This is a genomic window from Pseudomonas sp. JV245A (assembly GCF_032424515.1).
GTDB classification, from domain to species: Bacteria; Pseudomonadota; Gammaproteobacteria; order Pseudomonadales; family Pseudomonadaceae; genus Aquipseudomonas; species Aquipseudomonas protegens.
On the sequence record NZ_VYKE01000001.1, the window covers coordinates 1 to 19,475 of the forward strand.

Here is a 19,475-nt window from a genome sequence, read left to right on the forward strand (position 1 = left end):
CTTCGCCGGCAAGCCGGCTCCTACAAGGTGGGGTCAGTAGTCCTGGCGCTTGCGGAATGCCCAGCGCCCGGCGATCACGGTGAAGGTGGCCACCAGCGCTACCAGGATCCAGAAGCCCTCCGGGTCGCCGGAGAACGGAATGCCACCGACGTTCATGCCAAAGAAACCGGCGATGATGTTGATCGGCAACGCCAGCACCGTGACCACCGTCAGGGTGAACAGGGTGCGGTTGGTCTGTTCGTTGAGGTTGGCGGCGATCTCTTCCTGCAGCAGCTTGATCCGCTCCCCCAGGGCGGTGAGGTCGTTGATGATCAGGGCGAACTCTTCGGTGGACTTGCGCAGCTCCTTGACGTCTTCCTTTTGCAACCATTGCGGCGGGCGGTTGAGCAGGCGCAGCAGCGAGCCCGGCTCCAGGGCCAGCAGCCGTTGCAGGCGCACCAGCACCCGGCGCATGGCCCCCAGTTCGGCACGGTTGGTGGAGACCCGGGCTGCCAGCAACTGGTCCTCGATCTGATCCACGCTGAGGCTGGTCCGGCGCACGATCTGGGTCAGCACTTCGCCCTGGTCCCTTAGCAGGTGCACCAGCAGTTCCAGGGGCGAGCGAAAGCGTTCTCCGGCCTTGACCGAGGAGCGCAGCTTGTCCACCGAGTGCAGCGGCTGCAGGCGGGCGCTGACGATCAGGCGGCTGCGGGCGCAGACCCAGAGGGTGGAGATGTCCGAGGAAACCATGCTGCCGAAGTTGAACACCACGTCGTTGACCACCGCCAGCAGGGCCGAATCCACCTGTTCGATGCGGGTCGAGCGCGAGCCTTCGTGCAGGGCCTCGAAGAATTCGTCGGGCAATTGCAGGTGGGACTTCATCCAGCGCTCGCACGCGGCGTGAGCCAGGTTCAGGTGCAGCCAGAGGAACTCCTCGCTGTCCTCGGGGTGTTGCAGGGCTTGCAGGGCTTTGGCCGAGTCCAGTTCGCGGCCCCGTTCGCCGGGGCGGAAGCTGAAACCGTAGAGCAGGCCGAACAGATCGGAATCACGGTGACTCTGGTCGATGCTGTGGTTCATGGAGTCTCGCAGGAGGGACAGTGCCTGGCGCGGGTTTCTCAGGTTCACTTGAGCCCCATCATGGCAAGGCTTTTTGACATTTTTGTGACGTTTTGAAGTGCATGATGGAGCCCGTCATACCGATGGTCGGCGGCACTCAAGATTGTCTTGCGCAGGCCGATCACACTCCTACGCTGCACTCATTCGACCCCTCTCGAATGCGCCTTACAGGGATGTTCGGCACTACGCATGCCTTCATCGGGCCTGCTCTATCCCTGCCATGAGATCTCCTCGATGTTTTTGCAAAAATCCCTGAGAGCGCAAATCCTTGCCCTGCTGAGCGGTAGCCTGCTGGCGATGTTGTTGATCGCCCTGGCGAGTTTTCATTTGCTGTCCGGTGGCGTGCAGAGCTACCGCGAGCTGATTGAAGGTCCGCTGCGCAGTTCGCAGTTGATCGACGAGGCCAACCTGCAGTTCAAGAGCCAGGTACAGGAGTGGAAGAACGTATTGTTGCGGGGCAAGCAGCCCCAGGAGTTGAACAAGTACTGGCAGCAGTTCGAAGACCGCCAGCGCGATGTGCAGAGCATCCTCGGCCAGCTGGTGCAGACCCCCGGGCTGGACGCCTCCCTCAAGAGCCGGGTGCAGCGCCTGGCGGATGAGCACCGGCAGTTGGGTTCGGCCTACCAGAAGGGCCGCGATGCCTATGTGGCCGGCGGTGCCGATCCGAGTGCCGGCGATGCCGCGGTCAAGGGCGTGGACCGGGCCACCAGCGAGCAGATGAGCGAGCTGGTGACCGAGCTGCGCCAGCACGGCGACCGGCAGTCCGCCGAGATCAGTGCGGCGGCCGACCGCACGGTGTGGCTGGGTATTCTGGTGATGCTGGCGTCCGGTTTGCTGATCGGCCTGCTCAGCCTGTGGCTGGTCAATCGCAGCCTGGTGCAGCCGATCCGTCAGTTGATCGACTATGTCGCCCAGCTCAGCCGCGGCCAACTGGCCCAGCGGGTGGCCAGCGAGCGTCAGGATGAACTGGGCAAGCTGGCGATGGCCGCCAACACCCTGCGGGATTTCCTGGCCCAGACCTTCGCCAGCTTGCAGCGCAGTGCCTCGGACCTGGACAGTTCCAGCGGCGAGCTCAACTCCATCGCCACCCTGATGTCCCAGGGCACCAACGAGCAGTTCAACCGCACGGACCAGGTGGCCACGGCGATGAACGAGATGTCCGCCACCGCCCAGGAAGTGGCGCGCCACGCCGCCGACGCGGCCCGTGCCGCAGACGATGCCGACCAGTCGGCGCAGCAGGGCGAACAGGTGATGCAGCAGACCATCCACAGCATCACCCAGATGCGTGGCGAGATTGCCAACACCGCCACCGTGATCCGCCGGCTGGAGGCCGACAGCGGGCGCATCGGCAAGGTCCTGGAAGTGATCCAGGGCATTGCCGAACAGACCAACCTGCTGGCTCTCAACGCGGCCATCGAAGCGGCCCGGGCCGGTGAGGCCGGGCGCGGTTTTGCCGTGGTCGCCGATGAAGTGCGCAGCCTGGCGCAGCGCACCGCGGCCTCGATCACCGAGATCAACCAGATCATCCAGAGCGTGCAGACCGGGGCCGTGGATGCGGCCCAGGCCATCGAGAGTGGCCAGTCCCGCAGCGAGCAGAGCGTGCAGCAGGTGACCGAAGCCGGGGCCATGCTCGAGCGCATCACCGAAGCGGTGGAAGCGATTCGCGACATGAACCGGCAGATCGCGACCGCCGCCGAGGAGCAGACGTCGGTGGCCGAGGACATTTCCCGCAACCTCACCGAGATCACGTCCATCGCCAGTACCAATCTGGACAACGTGCAGCGCACCGAGGCGGCGAGCCGCAATCTGCACGGCCTGTCGGGGCAGTTGAGCGAGGTCACGGCGCGCTTGAGCGCCTGAGGCCGGCCGGGGTGTATCGGCCTGCTTACCAGGCCGATACACGATCACTCTCAAGTGGCCGGGGCGGGTGTCGATGACCGGGTATCTTCACACCCGACAGGACTCACACCATGGTCAGCATCACTTCCATCGCGATCAACCAGACCCAGGTCAGCCCGAGCAAGACCCGCATCGCCGGCAGTTCGGACAGCGACACTTCAGCGACCTCCACCGCCAGTACCACTGCTGCCAGCGACGCGACCAAGGCGCCGGCCACGGGTGCTGGCGTGGCCGGCGGCAGTTCCAGCAGCGATGATTCCAGCAGCGATTCGGTCAAGCAGTTGCGCAAGCAGATCGCTGAACTGCAAAAGCAATTGCAGGAGCAACAGCAGCAGTTGCAGGCCGCGCAGAGCCAGCAGGAAAGTGCCGATGCCAAGGCCGCGCAAGTAGCGGCAGCCCAGGCTCAGGTGGCCAGCACCAGCGCTTCGTTGCAGACCGCCACCGCGGCCTTGTTCCAGGCCCTGCAGCAATCCCAGAGCAGTACTTCAGGCTCCCTGGTCAGCACCAGTGCCTGACTGATCCGCACGCCCCAACGCACAAGGCCGCGCTCCCGAAGCGGGGCGCGGCCTTGTAGGGGCGGGGGGGTTACTTGTCTTGCTTGTTGCTCAGGACCTTGCCGGTCTTGGCATCCAGGTCCACGTCCCACTCGATGCCTTTGCTGTCGCGCAGTTCCACCTGGTAGACGTAGGCGCCAGTGGCGGTCTGCTCGAGCTCGGTGTCGGTGATGCTGGCGGCGGTGGTGCCCGGGTGCTGGGCGAGGGCGGCCTGGTTGAGTTTTTCCAGGTCCATGATGGCGCCGGACTTGAGCAGACCGGGGATCAGGTCCGGGCGCACATCGGCCTGGGCCAGGCCAGCGGTCAGGGTCAGGGCGGCGGCTGCGAACAGGGCGGAGAACTTGGTCATGGGTTGATTCCTTGGGGTGATGGGTTTCGATGGGCACAGGTTAGCCAACGCAACTTAATTCACCCTTAATTCAGGTCACTCTTTGCGTCGTTTGTTCAAGCCGCGCCCCGGCATCGGGTCGCAAGCTGCGGTTTTCCCTACAGGAGCTGCAGCAAATGAAACGAATGCTTGCATGGTTGTACGCACCCTTGGTGTTTGCCGGGTTCATCGGCGCCGGGGTGTGGTGGATGAGTGCTGGGCCGGCGTCTGCCAGCGGGTTGTTGGGGGTGTTCGGGGCTGCGCTGGGGGTGTCGTTCCTGGCGGAATGGTGCTTGCCCTATGAGCCTGGCTGGAACCGTTCCCAAGGCGACCGGCTGCGCGACAGCCTGCATGCCCTGGTCAATGAAAGCCTCAATGCGCTGGGGCTGCTGGCGTTGCCCGGGCTGGTGGCGCTGCTGGCCCATGATGGGCTCTGGCCCCGGGGCTGGCCGCTCTGGGGGCAGTTGCTGCTGGCCATCGTGATCGCTGATTGCGGCATTACCCTGGCCCACTACGCCAGCCACCGCCTGGCCTGGCTCTGGCGTTTGCATGCGGTGCATCACAGTGTGCAGCGCATGTACGGTTTCAATGGCTTGCTCAAGCATCCCCTGCACCAGTTGATCGAAGCTTCGGCCGGGCTGCTGCCGCTGGTGTTGCTGGGCATCCCGCTGACGGTGGCGCAGTTGCTGGCCCTGGCCATTGCCGTCCAGCTGCTGTTGCAGCATTCCAATGTCGACATGCGCCTGGGGCCTTTGCGCTGGATCTTCGCCTGGGCGCCGGTGCATCGCTTTCACCACATGAAGTACGGACGCGCCGGGGATGTGAACTTCGGGCTGTTCTTCAATCTCTGGGACTGGCTGCTGGGCACCGCGTTTTATCGCGATGACTATTGCATGCGCCAGGGCGACCTGGGGATTGGCAGCCGTGCCGACTACCCGGTGGATTACTGGCCGCAGTTGCTGGAGCCGTTCAAGGCACAGCGCTATGGGGCAGAACCCGTGGTGCCCGAGCAGTTGCGCCGGCGCGTCAGACCAGCAAGCGAGGCTTGAGGTGCTTGAGGGCCTGGCTGGCGGTGACGCCGAACAGGCTTTTCAGGGTGCGGGAGAAGTGCGCGCTGTCGGCGAACCCGGCGCCGTGTGCCGCGCCAGTGTGGGTCTGGCCCTCCAGCACCAGGGCCATGGCCAGGCGCAGGCGGCGCCAGAGCACCAGGCGCCTTACCGGCAGGCCGACGTCACGGGCGAACAGACGCTCCAGCTGGCTCAGGGATACATGGGCCCGGGCCGCCAGTTGCGCGGCGGCCACCTTGCCCTCCAGGGCGGCATCCACGGCGTGCAGTGCCCGCGCTACACGTGGGTCGGCAACGGGCTGGCGCGGGCAACGGCGCAGCGCCGCTTCCAGGCCGGGCAGTGAGGGTTCGGCGCCACTGACGCATGCTTGCAGGTCTTCGACGGCGATCAGCAGCGGCTCGGCGTACACCGTGAAGGCCTGCTCGGGAGCCTGAACGATGGCGTGGCGCTGCAAGGCCGGGATCAACAGGTAATGAGCACTCTGCAGCCCGCCCGCGAGCGCCACCGTGACCGGTTGCCCGGGGGCGATGATCAGCTGATGGGCATAGTGGGCATGGGGCTCGGTTGGCCCCATCGCCCCGTGGATCAGGCCGAAATCCCGGCCCAGCCAGAGCTCGCCGTGCCAGTGCGAAACCGCCATTCAGTAACCGCTGGCGTCCAGCAATTGCGCCACGCTGGCACTGGCCGGCCGCTTGAAGTACTTGAGCAGTTCGGCACTGCGGTTGGTGAAGATGCCATCGACCCCGGCATCCATGACCTTCTTGAAGTCCACCGGCTCGTCGATGGTGTAGACGTGCACCAGCAGGCCCTGGTCGTGGGTGTACTGGTTCATCCAGGGTTGCACCAGGTCCGAGTAGCTCTGCTCGCCACCGCCGGTCAGGGCCGCGGAAGGGCCGGTGCCGATGGCACCCTGGGCCTTGGCGAAATCCACCCAGCGTTTGAACTCGGCCTGGTCCTTGGGCTGCTGCCGGGCATAGAACGCGGCCTTGTCGGTTTCGCCGCTGCTGGCGAAGCTCTGGCCGGACGCGGGTTCGATACTGCCGGGCGCGACCCACAGCAACAGTACTTTCGGCACGTTGGGCATTGCCTGGTGCAGCAGTTCCAGGCTGTGCTTGTCGAAGGTCTGCAGCACCACCTTGCCCTTGCCCTGGCCCACCGCCAGTTCGCTTTTCGCCAGCTTGGAACCGGCCGGGCTCAGCCAGCCACGGTCCTGGAGTTTTTCCTTGAGGTCGTGCTCGATACCGGGGAACAGCTGGGGTTCCTTGGTCTCGATATACAGCCCGGGCTTGTGCTGCGCATTGCCCTGGGCGATGTCGATGATTTCATCCAGGGTGAGGATCTTCAGCCCGGCAAAGCCCGGCCGCGCCCGCTCCGGGTGGGCCTGGTTGAACCAGCTGCCGGCGTCGAGGGTTTTCAGTTCCGCCATGGTGAAGGCGTTGGCCGGGCTGTCCTTGCGTTCGGGGAATTTCTGCGCCACGTCGGTGGTGCGCTGCAGGTTGTTGTCGTGCAGGGCGAAGAGCACGCCATCCTTGCTGCGTTGCAGGTCCATTTCCAGGTAGTCGGCGCCCAGGTCCCGGGCCAGCGTGTAGGAAGCCGCGGTGGATTCGGGGGCATCGAAAGAGGCGCCGCGGTGGGCGATCACCGCTGGTTGTGGAATCCCCTGGCGAGCGGCCAGGGCGTCCGGGCCAGGCTGTTCAGAGGCCTGGGCCAGTCCGCAAGCGAGCATCAGGCCCAGCATCAGGGCACAAGGGGTGAAGGTCGCGGGCATGCTCGAAATCCTTTCGTGGGGGCGTGTGCAAGGGGATATCTTTTAACAACTCGATGACGCTTGTGCTATCTCCAGAGCGACATAAATCCCTCTCATTTGCATTTTTCAGCGCTTTTTTCCGGCGCTTTGCAGTACTCTTGGGCGCTGCAGTTTCCCCATCAGAGGGAGGCCCTGAAAACTCCGCTGTCCCTTGCCTCGCGTGTAGACCATTGATCACCTGTCCTGCGGGACTCTAGTGAGGTTTACCATGAGCATCACCTCCGAACTCATCTGTCAGGCTGCCGACCAGCTCAAGGGCTTTGTCGGCTTCAATCGCAAGACCGGTCGCTATATCGTGCGCTTCAGCGAAGACTCCTTTGGCATGGACGTGGCCGACGACGCCATAGTGCCGGCCCACGAGTTTGTCTGGGCGCCGGTGTCGGACCAGGCCATGAGCCTCAAGCGCGAGCAGATCCAACTGCTGCTGGATCAGAACATCGACGACCGGATCAATATCAGCGAGCCGCTGCGGGTATACATGCGCCGCAGCGACTTGCCGGAAATCCAGGCGGTGCGCAGCCTGCTGTCGACCACGCAGGGCTGATGCGTGCCCCCGAGCCGTCCCCCGGGCGGCTCGGGAATCCGTGCCTGAAGCGGGCTCAGCCTGGAAAGCCGTAAGCCCGTTGGACCTTGCTCACCCGGGTGCTGAACTGGCGATACCACTGTGCCCGACCGCGCTCGCGGATCGCGCTGTGTTCGGGGTGCTGCTTCCAGGCCAGGATCGCCGCTTCGCTGCTCCAGTACGACACGGTGATGCCGAAGCCGTCCTCACCTCGTGCCGATTCGACCCCGAGAAACCCCGGCTGCTGGCGCGCCAGTTCGAGCATGCGTTCGGCTGCCTGTTCATAGGCGGGGTCGGCCTCACCGCGCTGGGAACTGAAAATCACGGCGTAGTAGGGCGGTGCGGGAGTCCGGTCAGTCATGCTTGGCACTCCCGGCAGGCCGTGAGCAAGGCCCTGACCAGAGGCGGTGTGCGGTCCTGGAGGGCCGCGCGCTCGGGTTGGAACAGGGTGGCGACGAAGAACGGATGCTCGTCCAGTTCCAGGCTGCGCAGGTCGCCGGCGCTGTCATGGCCAGTGGGGATCAAGGTGCCGCTGAGCAGGGCGCCAGCGAAGTCCGGATTGACGCCATAGCGGCAGCGATAACCTTCCTCGATGCAGGTTGTGCCGTAGGCCCTGGCGATGCGGCTGTTGGCGCGCAACTGAATCGAGTCCCGGGCTTCCACCAGGGCGCAACTCAAGGGCGTGAGCAGCACGCGCTCGGCTTCGGGCGCGGTTTCACCGTGTTCAGCATCGGCCCAGCCCAGCACATTGCGGGCGTATTCCAGGACCGCGTGCTGAAAGCCGCCACAGGTACCGAGAAATGGCCGCTGCTGTTCACGCGCCACGCGGATCGCCAGCAGGGCACCCTCGATGTTGCGGTAGGGGCTGCCGGGGACACACCAGATACCGTGGAAGCCCTCCAGGTCTTTCTCCTGGTGCAGATCGGCGGTTGCCAGCCACTGGTATTCCATTGGGCCGGCACCCTCCTGCGCTGCCCGCTCCATGGCTAGGGGGATGGCCTGGTGTGCGGTGATCTGTGGGTCGTAATCCCCCACCAGGGCGATACGAATGGTCGGTGCTGGTACCTGTGGATGCATGGAACTCTCCGGTTGTGACCCTGACTTGTCGATGGCCTGGGCCCACTATAAATTGGCGCCTACGCAATCAATATTGGCGTTTACCCAAATGATCATTGCACCAGCGCACTATCAGTTGGACTATCCCGATCTCTCATTGATCCTGGCCCTGGTTCGCGGCGGCTCCCTGGCGCGTGCTGCGGCCCTGCTCAAGGTCGATGTCTCGACGGTGTTTCGCGCCGTGCGCCGGCTGGAGGCCGGGCTGGGCCAGCAGTTGTTCGACAAGAGCCGCGCCGGCTACTTGCCCACCAGCCTGGCCCAGGCCCTGGCGCAGCAGGCCGAACACGCGGAACAGGCCCTGGAAGCGGCGCGTATCGGCGTGGCCCGGGGCGGCGAAGTGGTCAGCGGCACGGTACGCCTGACTTGTACCGATTCGGTGTTGCAAGGCCTGTTGCTGCCGGCCCTGGCGCAGTTCATGGCGAACTACCCGGCACTGGTCATCGAGCTGTGCACGTCCAATGATTTCGCCAATCTCAACCGGCGTGATGCGGATATTGCCGTGCGCCTGACCGCCAGGCCTCCAGAGCACCTGGTGGGGCGCTGCCTGGGGGCGGTGTCCTACCGGGTATGCGCCAGCCCGGCCTATCGGCAACGGGTCGACTGCACTGATCTGTCGCGGCTGGCCTGGATCGCCCCGGACGATTTCCTGCCCGATCACCCCACCGTGGTCTGGCGTCGCCAGCAATGGCCCGGCGTACAGCCCAGTTACCGCTGCAACAGCATGCTTTCGGTTACCGAGCTGGTGCGCGCTGGCCTGGGCGTGGCCGCGCTGCCGGATTTCCTGGTGGGCAGCGCCGGGCTGGAAGCGTTGAGTGAACCCCTGGGCCAGGAAACCGCCCTGTGGCTGCTGACCCGCCCGGACTGTCGGGCCTTGCGTTCGGTGGTGACACTGTTCGACGAGTTGGCGCGACACCTGCGCTGGCCCTGAGGCCTTCAGGCCTTGGGTTGATCCTTGCGCACGAAATGCTCATGCATCTCACTGGTGAGATTCTCGATGCGCTCGGTCAGTTGCTTGGTCATTTCGGTCAGGCGGGTGTTCTGTTCCAGCAGCTCCATCAGTTGCGTGGTGGTCTGTGCGGCCTGGGCCTGGCGCTCGCTGTTGGCAACGGCCAGGGCTTCGCGGTGCTGCGCATCGGCATCCGCCTGGGCCTTGTCCCGCGCGGCCTGGCGGGTCTGTGCGAGGAGAATCAGCGGGGCGGCATAGGCCGATTGCAGGCTGAAGGCCAGGTTCAGCAGGATGAAGGGATAGACGTCGAAATGGGTGACGCCGGTCAGGTTCAGGGCCACCCAGACCAGCACCACCAGGGTTTGTGCGCCGAGGAAGGTCGGGGTGCCGAAGAACCGGGCGAAGGCTTCGGCCTTCAAGGCGAAGTTATCGGTGCCGAAGGTCGGCGCCAGGTGGGCATGGGCGCGATGAAAGCGCAGGTGGTCGATGACCGGAGTGGGTTTCTTCGGGGTGTCGCTGGAACTCATGATGGCCTCCGCCAGGCACTGGGACGTCAGGCCACTATAGCCTCCCGGGCCAGGCCCGACGTCGCTCTCGACGCCGGGAAAGCCTGCCCTCAGGGGGCGCCGCGTTCGTTGGCGAACATGCTCACGGCCTCTACCGCCTCGCTGGCACCGTCGCGAATCTGCAGGATCACCGTGCCCGCCTGATCCGCCAGTTGCACGCCCTTGGCCGCCCGCTCCCGGGTACCGTCCATGCTCTTGATGGCTTGCTGCGTTTCGTTCTGGATCATGTCGATCATGCTGGAGATTTCCGCCGTCGAGCCGCTGGTGCGCGCCGCCAATTGCCGGACTTCATCGGCCACCACGGCAAAACCACGGCCCTGGTCCCCGGCCCTGGCCGCTTCGATGGCGGCGTTCAGAGCCAGCAGGTTGGTCTGGTCGGCAATGGCGCGGATGGTGTTGACGATGGCGGTGATCTGCTCGGAGCGTTCGCCCAGGCGCGCGATCAGCGATGAAGATCCCTCGATGTTCTCGGCGATCTGGCGCATTTCGCTGGCGGCTTGCTGGATCACTCCGGTGCCTTGTTCGGCGACTTTTCGGGTCTGCACCGAGATGTGATAAGCCTGGCTCGCGCTCTGGGCATCCTGTTCGTGTTTTTCCACCTGCTGGGTGACGTCGGCGGCGTACTTGACCACTTTGCACAGGCGCCCGCTGGCGTCGTAGACCGGGTTGTAGTTGGCTTCCAGCCACAGCGTACGTCCGTGCCTGTCGATCCGCTCGAACTGACCGTTGAAGAACTCACCCCGGTTCAGGCGGTTCCAGAAGTCCTGGTAGGCGCTGCTGTTGATCAGCTCGGGTTTGCAGAACATGCGGTGATGCTTGCCCTTGATCTCGGCCAGGCTGTAGCCCATGCGGCTGAGGAAATTGCTGTTGGCACCGATGATGCTGCCGTCGAGGTTGAACTCGATCACCGCCATGGCCCGGTCGATGGCGTCCAGCTTGTTTCGCGCCTCCACCTCTTCCTGCACTCGGGCGGTGACATCCAGGGCGTACTTGACCACTTTGTACACTGCGCCGGATGCGTCGCGGATGGGGTTGTAGCTGGCTTCCAGCCACAGGCTCTGGCCGTTGCTGGCCACCCGTTCGAAGGTTCCGGATTCGAACTGGCCGCTTCTGAGGCGGTTCCACAATTGCTGGTAGTCGCTGCTGCGAACGTACTCCGGGGTGCAGAACAGGCGGTGCGGCTGGCCTGTCACCTGGTCTTCGCGATAGCCCAGGATCTGGAGAAAGTTGGCGTTGGCTCGCAGGACGTTGCCCTGCAGGTCGAATTCGATCACCGCCATGGAGCGATCGATGGCTTCCAGCAGTCGGGATTGTTCGGCAATGGTTTGCTGCAGGGAATCGATGGTCTTGTTGTGGCGGTTGAATAGCATGGTAGCTGGTGCTCTGTGGGAGAAACGTCGCGTCGATCCCTATTGAGTTCGCCGGTATGCCGAATGCTCCCCAGCGTTCGGCATTATCTGCTCAATGCCAGCGTTCCATGACTGACAGATAAATTCGCAGCGATGACGCGGGCGACGTTGCTGGCGTGCATCGTTGGCCGCATCAAGAGGAGACGTAGTGGCTGCGAATCGATTTAGTTGGATTGATGGGCTACGGCATTTGTCCCCGAATGGAGGTCCTGTGCGGTAGCGAAGTGGCGGCATTATGATGGCAATTGCCGGGATAAATCCAAATAAAGTTGTACAAAAATGTTTTTTACTTCTTTTTTGTATAAGTTTTTTGGGTTTTTATGCCATTTGTGTTTGCCGGGAATGAGCCTCGTCGTCATTGCTGGCAATTCGATTGCGACCACTGTTTTTCGCCAGGTACAGGGCCTTGTCGGCGGCGTTGAGCCAACTTGAAGGGTCCTGGAAATCGCGGTCGAAGGCGGCTAGGCCGATGCTCAGGCTGACTTTCAGTTCAGCCACTTGCGGATGCCGGTACTGGCTGAAGACCTGGCGCAGGCGTTCCATGACCTCCAGTGCCTGCTGGCGGTCCATGCGCGGCAGGATCACGCAGAACTCGTCACCGCCGTAGCGGCCGGCGAGGTCGTCGTGACGCAGGTTGCGCCGCAGTTCGTTGCTCAGATGGCGCAGCACCGTATCGCCGATGATGTGTCCGTAGGTGTCGTTGATCGCCTTGAAGTGGTCGATGTCGATCAGGGCGATGCTGGCATTGATCTGTTGCTGCTGGCACTTGTGGAACTTGATATGCAGCAGGTCTTTCCAGGAGCCGTGGTTGAGCAGACCGGTGAGGCTGTCGGTGCGGCTCAGGGCGCTCAGGGCGCGCTTGTGCTCGGACAGCTTGATCGCCAGCCGGTAGCAGACCATGCCCACGGCCAGCGGATAGAGCGTGAGCATCGGCAGGCAGGCATAGATCTGCAGCGGGCTGGTCCGGGTATTGAAGCTGGCGCCGAACAGCGACCAGGACAACAGGACCCCGATGCCCTGGGCCAGAGCGCCACGGATGAACAGACGCACCCCCCCGGCGGCCACATTGTTCATGGCCATCATCGACAGGATGGTGACGGCGGGCAGGGGATTGAACTGCATGGTGGCAGCCCAGAAACCGCCCAGCATCGAGTCGTACAGCAGGTTGCGACGTTCTGCCTGGTAGGGAAAGGCAGAGCGGGTGGAGAGTTGATAGGCCAGGTGAGGCCAGAGCAGGCCGTGGAACAGGAGCAGGGCCCAGATCCAACCGGGCAGTGCAAGGGGGTAGAGGGTGGCGAATACACTGATACCGCCGATACCCAGGCCGATGATCCTTGGCCGATAGATGCGCCGGGCAAATGACAGCCCCTTGCCGCGTTGGTTTTCCATAAATTCCTGCACCAGGTTCTGTACTGAAACACCTTGTGGTGTTTTTTCGGCTTAGCCGTTTATCGGATCAGTCTGGTGAATATTGTCATTTATTCCAGTGAGAATAATCAGTGTCCTTCCAAGCCATTTCACAGTGGAGGCGACCGCCGGCTGCGGTTCGGTGAGCATAAGTGCCCCGGGAACTCAGGCCTGGTAGTGGCCCAGGAACATGTCCAGCGCCGACTCGACGACCTGATTTTGCATGCCTGTTGCCAGTGGCGCCTGGCCCATGGTGATCTGCGGCCAGAAGGCGAAGCTCTTGAGCAGGCCGTGCATCTGGGTCGCGGCGAATTCCGGGTCTACCGGCTTGAGGCGACCATCGGCCAGAGCGCCGCGAATCCACAGGGTCAGGCCTTCTTCCCGTTCGCCAAGCCGCGCCACCATGTTCTGCGCCCGTTCCGGCGAGTGAATGGCTGCGGCGATGGCCACCCGGGCCAGATCGAGAAAGTTGTCGTCCGCCAGCAGTTGCAGCTTGGCCCGCACGACCTTTTCCAACTGCTCGCGCAGGGGCAGGTCGCTGCGGTAGATGATTTCCGATTGCGCGCTGATGCTGGCCCAGAGCTGGTGCAGGATCTCGGCGAACAGTTCCTCCTTGCTGGGGAAGTGGTTGTACACCGTGCGCTTGGACACCCCAGCCGTAGCGGCAATCTTGTCCATGCTGGTGATCTCGAAACCGCTGGTGCGAAATTCACTGATCGCCGCCTGGACGATGGCACTGCGTTTGAGGTCGGTGAGGCGCTTCGGGGCTGTCATAAGTTGGGTTCGGTCAGGGTGGTCGGTAAAAACACTCGGCAGTCTACTTCGTCTGTTTCCTGTTGCAATGTAGAAACTACACTGTGTAGTGTAGTTTGTCTTTAAAACGATGATTGGCGGCTGATGCTTGCGTGCCTTGGCCAGTAGATCGTCCCGCAATACCACGTCGCAACCTTGCTGCGTTCCATGGAGTCATTTCAATCATGGCCACTGTCTCGTCAAGCATCACCCGTGCTCCCCGCGAGGAAACCTCGCGCCAGGAGCAGGGGGCTTTTCGCAACCTTGCGCCGGTGCGTCGTGCCGGCTTTGGCAAGACCCTGCAGATCTTCTGGAACATGTTGTTCCACAAGCCGCGCAATACCCGCCCGGCCGGAGCCATTCCGGTGCAGCCGCTGACCCGCGAGCAGTTGCTGGCGGCGCCCGATCACAGCGTCTACCGCCTGGGGCATTCCACCGTGCTGCTGAAGATGCGCGGCAAGTTCTGGATCACCGATCCGGTGTTTGCCGAGCGCGCGTCACCCGTGCAATGGGCCGGGCCGAAGCGCTTTCACCAGCCGCCGATCAGCCTGGAGCAATTGCCCGATATCGAGGCGGTGATCCTGTCTCATGATCATTACGATCACCTTGATCACAAGACCGTGCTGGTCCTGGCGGACAAGACTCGGCATTTCCTCACCCCGCTGGGGGTGGGCGATACCTTGATCAAGTGGGGCGTGCCGGCGGCCAAGGTCCGGCAACTGGACTGGTGGCAGGGCTGTGAGGTCGCTGGCGTCCGTTTCGTTGCCACCCCATCGCAGCACTTTTCCGGGCGTGGTCTGTTCGATGGCAACCGGACCTTGTGGGCCTCCTGGGTGATGATCGATGGCCCCACGCGGATCTTCTTCAGCGGCGATACCGGTTATTTCGACGGTTTCAAGCGTATCGGCCAGCAGTACGGCCCATTCGACCTGACACTGATGGAAACCGGGGCCTACAACGTCGAATGGCCCCATGTGCACATGCAGCCCGAGCAGACTCTGCAGGCCCACATCGACCTGCAAGGTCGTTGGCTGCTACCGATCCACAACGGCACCTTCGACCTGGCGATGCACGCCTGGCACGAACCCTTCGACCGCATCCTGGCCCTGGCCTGGGAGCGCAGTACCAACATCACCACGCCGCAAATGGGCGAAGCCTTCAACCTGGCGCAGCCGCAGCGGGGAGCCGCCTGGTGGCTGGAGGTGGAAGGTGCACTGGAGCAGGCGGGCGTCGAATCCGCCTGACCCAGGCCTTCTTCGCCCGGGCGGCGGGTTATGAGGATGGTGACCATGGCATCCGCCGTTTGCGGCGCCATGAGGCTCGGATCAAAACCCTGGGCTGCCCGCCGGTTCGTCCGGGCTCGACCCCTCTGCCAGTACCGGCCTTGTGCGAGCACTTGCCCAGGCGGCTGGATCATTCGATCAGGGCGTAGTCGGGCCGCTCCATCGGGTTGGGAGTGGCTCCCTTGATGTTCATACCGCGGCCAGGGGTGAAGCCCGGGAAGAACACCAGGCCCTGGGCCTCAAGGCAGAACGCCAGGGCCAGGCGGGTTACGTCACGGACCTCGTAGCCCGCTTCGAAGCGCTGGATGGCTTGCACCGAGACCGCGGACTTGCGGGACAGCTGATCCATGTCCCAGCCCAGCATGTCCCGGGCCTGGGCACAGTGTTGCGGGGTGAATTGATAGAGAGCGATACGTTCCAGGGTGATTTTCATCGCGAGAGAGGCCATGGTTTTCTCCGGGAGGTTAGGCAGTGCGTTGGCTTTGTGCTGGATATTTGTACAGTTGTTTTGCGTCCGGATCAAACTCAATTTCTGCCACTGCGCCAGCCTTTGGTCACAAGGCTTTTCCAGGGGCTGGATGCTCTTGATTCAGGTAGGTGCTGGGGGATTGCCCCAGCACCCGACGGAACATGGTGGAGAACGCGCCAGGGCTGTCATAACCCAGGTCCAGGGCGATTCGGGTTACCGGCTCCGCGGCCGCCAGCCGGGCCAGGGCCTGGATCACGCAGGCCCGTTGCCGCCACTGCACGAAGCTCATATCGGTCTCCTGGCGAAACCAGCGATTGAAGGTACGCAGGCTGACATGCAGTCGGTCTGCCCAGTGCAGGGGGGATTGATGGACATCGGGCCGGGCGAGAAAAGCCCGGCACAGCTCCAGCAGTGGGCCGCCGGCCGGCAAGGGAATGTGCAGCGGCAGGCCAGGGCAACGCTGGATTTCGTGCAGCAGCAGGTTGATCAGCAGCCCGTCGCGCCTGTCCAGGTCGTATTCCAGGGGCATGTCCACTGCTTCCAGCAGTAGCTGGCGCAGCAGTGGCGAGATGCCGATGACCCGGCAGCCGCTGCTGTCCAGTGGCGCCGCGGCCGGCTCGATATACAGGCTGCGAGTGCTGACCCCAAGCATCAGCACCTCATGTTCCACCCCCGGTGGAATCCACACCGCCCGCTGCGGTGGCACCACCCAGTTGCCCTGATCGGTACTGACCTGCATCACTCCGGTGGCGCCATAGAGCAGTTGCGCCCGCCGATGCCGATGGCGCGGCAGGCGTTGCCCGTCTGGGTAGTCGGTGCCAATGGCGAGCACGGGGCGCGGGGTCTGATCCAGTTGGTCGATGGAGATATTGCGCATGCCGACACAGTCCCGTATTTGGCGTAAACGCAAACATTATTGGCCAATTTGCTGAAGCCGGCCAAGCGCTGGGGTTCTATCTTCCAGGGCGTCTACCTGAATGGAAACGCCTTGATGTTCTATCTACTGTTGGCACTTTTTGGTTGCATGACTGGCATCAGCGCCGTGCTGTTCGGCTTTGGTGGCGGGTTTGTGGTGGTGCCGCTGCTGTACTGGATGTTGCTCGGCAGCCAGGGCGCCGATTCGGCGGTGGGGCAGGCGGCGATGCATGTCGCGGTAGCCACTTCGACCTGCGTGATGATCGTCAACGCCCTGGTTGCCACCGGCAGGCACCAGCGCGCAGGCAATCTTGTCCGCCGCTATCTGTGGCCCCTGGGTGGCTATATCGGGCTGGGGGCGATAGTTGGCGCGGCGGGGGCCATGTGGGTGAGTGGCGAGGTGATCCGCTATGCCTTTATTGCCTACCTGGGCCTGACCATTGCCGACTGCCTGCTGCGCCGGGGGTTTCTTGAACAGTCGGTAGGGCAGAAAACCCGTGACCTGGGATCAGGCGAAACGCTCTTTGGCGGTGTAGGAATAGGCGTCATTGCTACCTTCCTCGGAGTGGGCGGCAGTGTCATGACAGTTCCCCTGCTACGTCGCTGCGGCCTGAGCATGACCCAGGCCACCTCCATGGCCAATCCGCTGAGTGTCCCCGTGGCGCTGGCGGGTACTGCGACCTATATGGCGCTGGCAGGCTATAGCCGCTTCGATCTGGGCCCCTGGTTTGTCGGTTACGTCGACCTGCTGGCGTTTTTTGTCCTCACCATCGGTTCGTTGCTGGGTATTCGTCTGGCCGCGCCCTGGATCGGCAGGATCCCTGACCGGGTACATGCGAGGGTTTACATCGGTCTGTTGTTTCTGGTGCTGCTGAGCATGTGCCTGAAGTGATAGAAGCGTCACGCTTGGCCGCTCGATTGTCCTGGGGCGCCGGTCCATAATTGCTTGTCGCTTACCCCAGGCCCAGGCGCTGCTGACGACGCTTGCGGCCTTTTCATGCAAGGGAGTTTCCATGTTCAACGGATTGATGCGCCAGATCCTCGGTGCCCTGTTGCTGTGTATCTACCTTCAGGGCCTGCAGGCCTCGCCCTCTCGACAGGTTCTCAGCGGCACTCTGGGCAAGATGCCGATTGTGCTGGAAATCAATACCGGCGATCCCAAGGACGTCACAGGACGATATTTCTATCAGAAGTATCACCATGATCTGGCACTCAACGGCACGCTTGTCGGGCAGGCGCTGGAGCTGCGGGAGGGAGGAGGCCGCCCTGACGATGAGCAGGCGGCCCTGCCCACCTTCAAGTTGCAGCAAACTGCCGATGGCTGGCAGGGGCAGTGGCAGGACTCCAAGGGCAAGACTCTCGATGTGCAGTTGTCCACGGCCAAGGCTGAGGCGCCCAAGCCGGATGCGTTGCCCTATCTGGCGCAGCTTTATCCGAATGATCTGTACGAATACCTGCGCCTGCAGGGCCTGGCCCTCAAGCAGGGCAAGCAGCAGAGCTTCATGGGTTACACCCTGCAATGGTGGAGCGAGCCAGGGTCGAAGCTGTCGATGTTCAAGGTGGTCGGCGGTTACCCGGAAGCTCAGCAACAGCGTCTCAATCAGTTGTTGATGGAGCGTCTGTGGCGCGAGGTGAGCGCCTACCACGAGTGCCTGCTGGGAGCCGGCTCCCAGGAGGGCGAATTCATGCAGACGGTAAAACCACAGTTCTTCTCACCGGCGGTACTGAGCGTGAATATCTCCACCAGCTATTCCTGCGGCGGTGCTCACCCGGACTTTGGCGACTCCCCCATGAATATCGACGTGAACAGTGGCCACCCGTTGTCACTGTCCGATGTGCTCTGGGTGGGGCAAGGCAAACCGCTATTGCACAGCGACCGCAATGGCAAAGGGGACACTCGTCTCACCGAAGCTGAGCGCACAGGCCTCTACGAATACACCCAGGAAAAACTGGCACCCTGGCTGGTCCAGCAGTTTCGCGCCTTGTACCCCGCCAAGATGCGCGAGCCGACCGACCCCGACGAGGGCTGCAACTACAGCGATGAGAGCGTCTGGGGCGATAACAGTTGGTACTTCACTCCCAAGGGGCTGTTCCTCAAGGCCTACTTTCCTCGGGTAGCGCGGGCCTGTGACGGGCCTGAGTGGGCGGTGTTGCCGTATGCGTTGGTCAGGAAGCACCCCGGGGCCGTCGCTCTGGAGCTGCCCAAGCATTGAAACCGAAGGAGGTTATTTTGCTTCCAGCCCCGGCGCCTCACGGATCACGAAGTGATCCAGGTTCTCGATATTGGCGCTGAAGACCCCGAAGGTCGACTCGGGGTCTTTCTTGCTCGGCACCTGCTTGAGTGCCGGCGTCACGCCATAGAAGAAACAGTACAGCTCCCGCTGGCTGTCGGCGGCGCCCTTGATCTCCTCGAGGAAGGCTTTGCGCTTGCGGTAGCTGTCGATCAGCTTCTTGCTCAGGTAGACATTGACCGAGTAGGGCTTCTTCTTGGTTTCGCCCTCGGCCTTGAACCAGACTTTCTGCTCGAAATCGATGCGATAGCTTTGGGTGTAGTCCTTGATCTCCTTGATCTTGCCCCAGTAGATAAGCCCCTTGTTGTCCAGCAGGTACTCGATCCTCTTGAAGAATGAGGCGTAGCTGGCCGTGTGTTCGCCGACCTTCAGCGGCATGCGCTTGAGCAGTTCCTTGTCGTCGATGTTCGACACAAAGCACTCCACCGGGTGGGCGAAGACGCTGGTCTTGTCCGGGGTAGTGTCGCGCCCGGGATGGGGCTTGTGCGAACTGGCCGTAGCGGCTGGCGGAGTGTCCCGTGGGGCATCCACTGCCGCTTGGGGGCTGGCCGGCTTGCGCACGTATTCACGGCGGCTTAAGAGCAGCTCCGAGGGGAAATGCTCCTCGCGTTCCTCTTCGGTCGCGGTGCCTTCCACGCTACCGGCGCTTTTGCTGACCCCATAAGGGCATCCTTCCATATGAAGCGTGGCGGGCAGGTTCTTGAAATGCGGCGTGCGGATGTAGTTGACGTTCTTGGCGTTGAAAGTGCCCAGTTGATTAGTGCTATCGAACGCTGCGCGGCATTCATCGTTGGGGCACTGGAAACTTTCCCTGGCCGAATCGAAGACCAGGGTTTCATCGAAATTCAGATCACGCACGTCATAGATCGACAACTTGTCGTCGAGGCTGATGCAGTACGCGGTATCGAATTTCATGGGCGCTTTGATCCT

Annotated in this window: 21 protein-coding genes and 2 pseudogenes; 9 read left to right on the forward strand and 14 right to left on the reverse strand. The window is 62.9% G+C overall.

The genetic code is table 11. The features are described 5' to 3' along the window. Window positions 1-33: 33 nt before the first annotated feature. The gene (locus F6S12_RS00005) at window positions 34-1,056 is read right to left on the reverse strand and encodes a transporter (RefSeq protein WP_011062801.1); all 1,023 of its coding nucleotides are present in this window, start codon (window positions 1,054-1,056) and stop codon (window positions 34-36) included. A gap of 855 nt (window positions 1,057-1,911) precedes the next feature. Between F6S12_RS00005 and F6S12_RS33665 the strand changes: the two are divergent. The 3 genes and pseudogenes from F6S12_RS33665 to F6S12_RS00015 all read left to right on the forward strand — a co-directional run. Then, window positions 1,912-2,022 (forward strand): annotated as a pseudogene (locus F6S12_RS33665) (hypothetical protein); the annotation flags it as partial. Between the two features lie 228 nt (window positions 2,023-2,250). Further along, on the forward strand, window positions 2,251-2,955 hold the full coding sequence (locus tag F6S12_RS33670) for a methyl-accepting chemotaxis protein (RefSeq protein ID WP_370508325.1): 705 nt from the start codon (window positions 2,251-2,253) through the stop codon (window positions 2,953-2,955). A gap of 110 nt (window positions 2,956-3,065) precedes the next feature. After that, a complete protein-coding gene (locus tag F6S12_RS00015; RefSeq protein WP_315868643.1) occupies window positions 3,066-3,509 on the forward strand; it encodes a hypothetical protein in 444 nt (147 codons plus the stop codon). A 70-nt stretch (window positions 3,510-3,579) separates the two neighbouring features. Here F6S12_RS00015 and F6S12_RS00020 read toward each other — a convergent pair whose 3' ends face one another. After that, window positions 3,580-3,897: a PepSY domain-containing protein gene (locus F6S12_RS00020; RefSeq protein WP_011062798.1), complete on the reverse strand. Its 318-nt coding sequence runs from the start codon at window positions 3,895-3,897 to the stop codon at window positions 3,580-3,582. A gap of 155 nt (window positions 3,898-4,052) precedes the next feature. On the opposite strand from F6S12_RS00020, the gene F6S12_RS00025 reads away from it, so the two are divergent. After that, entirely contained in the window at window positions 4,053-4,964 is a 912-nt protein-coding gene (locus F6S12_RS00025) for a sterol desaturase family protein (protein WP_315868644.1), read from the forward strand. Here the strand turns inward: F6S12_RS00025 and F6S12_RS00030 are convergent. Further along, window positions 4,942-5,622, reverse strand: coding sequence for a helix-turn-helix domain-containing protein (locus F6S12_RS00030; RefSeq protein ID WP_065365397.1), 681 nt, complete (start codon window positions 5,620-5,622; stop codon window positions 4,942-4,944). The two genes, F6S12_RS00025 and F6S12_RS00030, sit on opposite strands and share 23 nt — an antisense overlap. Next, a complete protein-coding gene (locus tag F6S12_RS00035) occupies window positions 5,623-6,750 on the reverse strand; it encodes a glycerophosphodiester phosphodiesterase (protein WP_019093601.1) in 1,128 nt (375 codons plus the stop codon). Between the two features lie 247 nt (window positions 6,751-6,997). Here F6S12_RS00035 and F6S12_RS00040 point away from each other — a divergent pair, with 247 nt between their 5' ends. Then, window positions 6,998-7,333: a DUF2025 family protein gene (locus F6S12_RS00040; protein ID WP_011062794.1), complete on the forward strand. Its 336-nt coding sequence runs from the start codon at window positions 6,998-7,000 to the stop codon at window positions 7,331-7,333. A gap of 55 nt (window positions 7,334-7,388) precedes the next feature. Here F6S12_RS00040 and F6S12_RS00045 read toward each other — a convergent pair whose 3' ends face one another. Beyond that, the gene (locus F6S12_RS00045; RefSeq protein WP_011062793.1) at window positions 7,389-7,712 is read right to left on the reverse strand and encodes an antibiotic biosynthesis monooxygenase family protein; all 324 of its coding nucleotides are present in this window, start codon (window positions 7,710-7,712) and stop codon (window positions 7,389-7,391) included. Next, window positions 7,709-8,428 carry a CTP synthase gene (locus tag F6S12_RS00050; RefSeq protein ID WP_315868645.1) on the reverse strand — a complete coding sequence of 240 codons (720 nt, stop codon included), beginning with the start codon at window positions 8,426-8,428 and terminating at the stop codon, window positions 7,709-7,711. The genes F6S12_RS00045 and F6S12_RS00050 overlap by 4 nt, the downstream gene beginning before the upstream one ends. A gap of 88 nt (window positions 8,429-8,516) precedes the next feature. Here F6S12_RS00050 and F6S12_RS00055 point away from each other — a divergent pair, with 88 nt between their 5' ends. After that, window positions 8,517-9,395 carry a LysR family transcriptional regulator gene (locus F6S12_RS00055; protein WP_011062791.1) on the forward strand — a complete coding sequence of 293 codons (879 nt, stop codon included), beginning with the start codon at window positions 8,517-8,519 and terminating at the stop codon, window positions 9,393-9,395. Window positions 9,396-9,400: 5 nt separating this feature from the next. On the opposite strand, the gene F6S12_RS00060 is transcribed toward F6S12_RS00055, so the two are convergent. The 5 genes and pseudogenes from F6S12_RS00060 to F6S12_RS00075 form a co-directional block, all read right to left on the reverse strand. Beyond that, entirely contained in the window at window positions 9,401-9,940 is a 540-nt protein-coding gene (locus F6S12_RS00060) for a DUF1003 domain-containing protein (protein WP_041119556.1), read from the reverse strand. An 89-nt stretch (window positions 9,941-10,029) separates the two neighbouring features. Beyond that, window positions 10,030-10,578, reverse strand: a complete 549-nt coding sequence (locus tag F6S12_RS33675) for a methyl-accepting chemotaxis protein (RefSeq protein WP_370508327.1) — start codon at window positions 10,576-10,578, stop codon at window positions 10,030-10,032. Beyond that, window positions 10,576-11,349: pseudogene (locus F6S12_RS33680) on the reverse strand (PAS domain-containing protein); the annotation flags it as partial. The pseudogene F6S12_RS33680 and the gene F6S12_RS33675, both read right to left, overlap by 3 nt. Window positions 11,350-11,706: 357 nt before the next feature. Further along, on the reverse strand, window positions 11,707-12,777 hold the full coding sequence (locus F6S12_RS00070; RefSeq protein ID WP_315868646.1) for a diguanylate cyclase: 1,071 nt from the start codon (window positions 12,775-12,777) through the stop codon (window positions 11,707-11,709). 183 nt (window positions 12,778-12,960) lie between these two features. Continuing rightward, on the reverse strand, window positions 12,961-13,569 hold the full coding sequence (locus tag F6S12_RS00075) for a TetR/AcrR family transcriptional regulator (protein WP_011062787.1): 609 nt from the start codon (window positions 13,567-13,569) through the stop codon (window positions 12,961-12,963). 203 nt (window positions 13,570-13,772) lie between these two features. Between F6S12_RS00075 and F6S12_RS00080 the strand changes: the two genes are divergently transcribed. Next, entirely contained in the window at window positions 13,773-14,831 is a 1,059-nt protein-coding gene (locus F6S12_RS00080; RefSeq protein WP_182999990.1) for an MBL fold metallo-hydrolase, read from the forward strand. 169 nt (window positions 14,832-15,000) lie between these two features. On the opposite strand, the gene F6S12_RS00085 is transcribed toward F6S12_RS00080, so the two are convergent. Further along, window positions 15,001-15,318 carry a helix-turn-helix transcriptional regulator gene (locus tag F6S12_RS00085; RefSeq protein WP_315868647.1) on the reverse strand — a complete coding sequence of 106 codons (318 nt, stop codon included), beginning with the start codon at window positions 15,316-15,318 and terminating at the stop codon, window positions 15,001-15,003. Window positions 15,319-15,424: 106 nt separating this feature from the next. Further along, window positions 15,425-16,216 (reverse strand): helix-turn-helix transcriptional regulator, encoded by a 792-nt coding sequence (locus F6S12_RS00090; protein WP_315868648.1) that lies wholly within the window; start codon window positions 16,214-16,216, stop codon window positions 15,425-15,427. A gap of 114 nt (window positions 16,217-16,330) precedes the next feature. Here F6S12_RS00090 and F6S12_RS00095 point away from each other — a divergent pair, with 114 nt between their 5' ends. Continuing rightward, entirely contained in the window at window positions 16,331-17,146 is an 816-nt protein-coding gene (locus tag F6S12_RS00095) for a sulfite exporter TauE/SafE family protein (RefSeq protein WP_315868649.1), read from the forward strand. A gap of 121 nt (window positions 17,147-17,267) precedes the next feature. Continuing rightward, window positions 17,268-18,467 (forward strand): hypothetical protein, encoded by a 1,200-nt coding sequence (locus F6S12_RS00100; protein WP_182999988.1) that lies wholly within the window; start codon window positions 17,268-17,270, stop codon window positions 18,465-18,467. 12 nt (window positions 18,468-18,479) lie between these two features. Here the strand turns inward: F6S12_RS00100 and F6S12_RS00105 are convergent, their stop codons facing one another. Then, a complete protein-coding gene (locus tag F6S12_RS00105) occupies window positions 18,480-19,460 on the reverse strand; it encodes a hypothetical protein (RefSeq protein WP_315868650.1) in 981 nt (326 codons plus the stop codon). Window positions 19,461-19,475 lie beyond the last annotated feature (15 nt).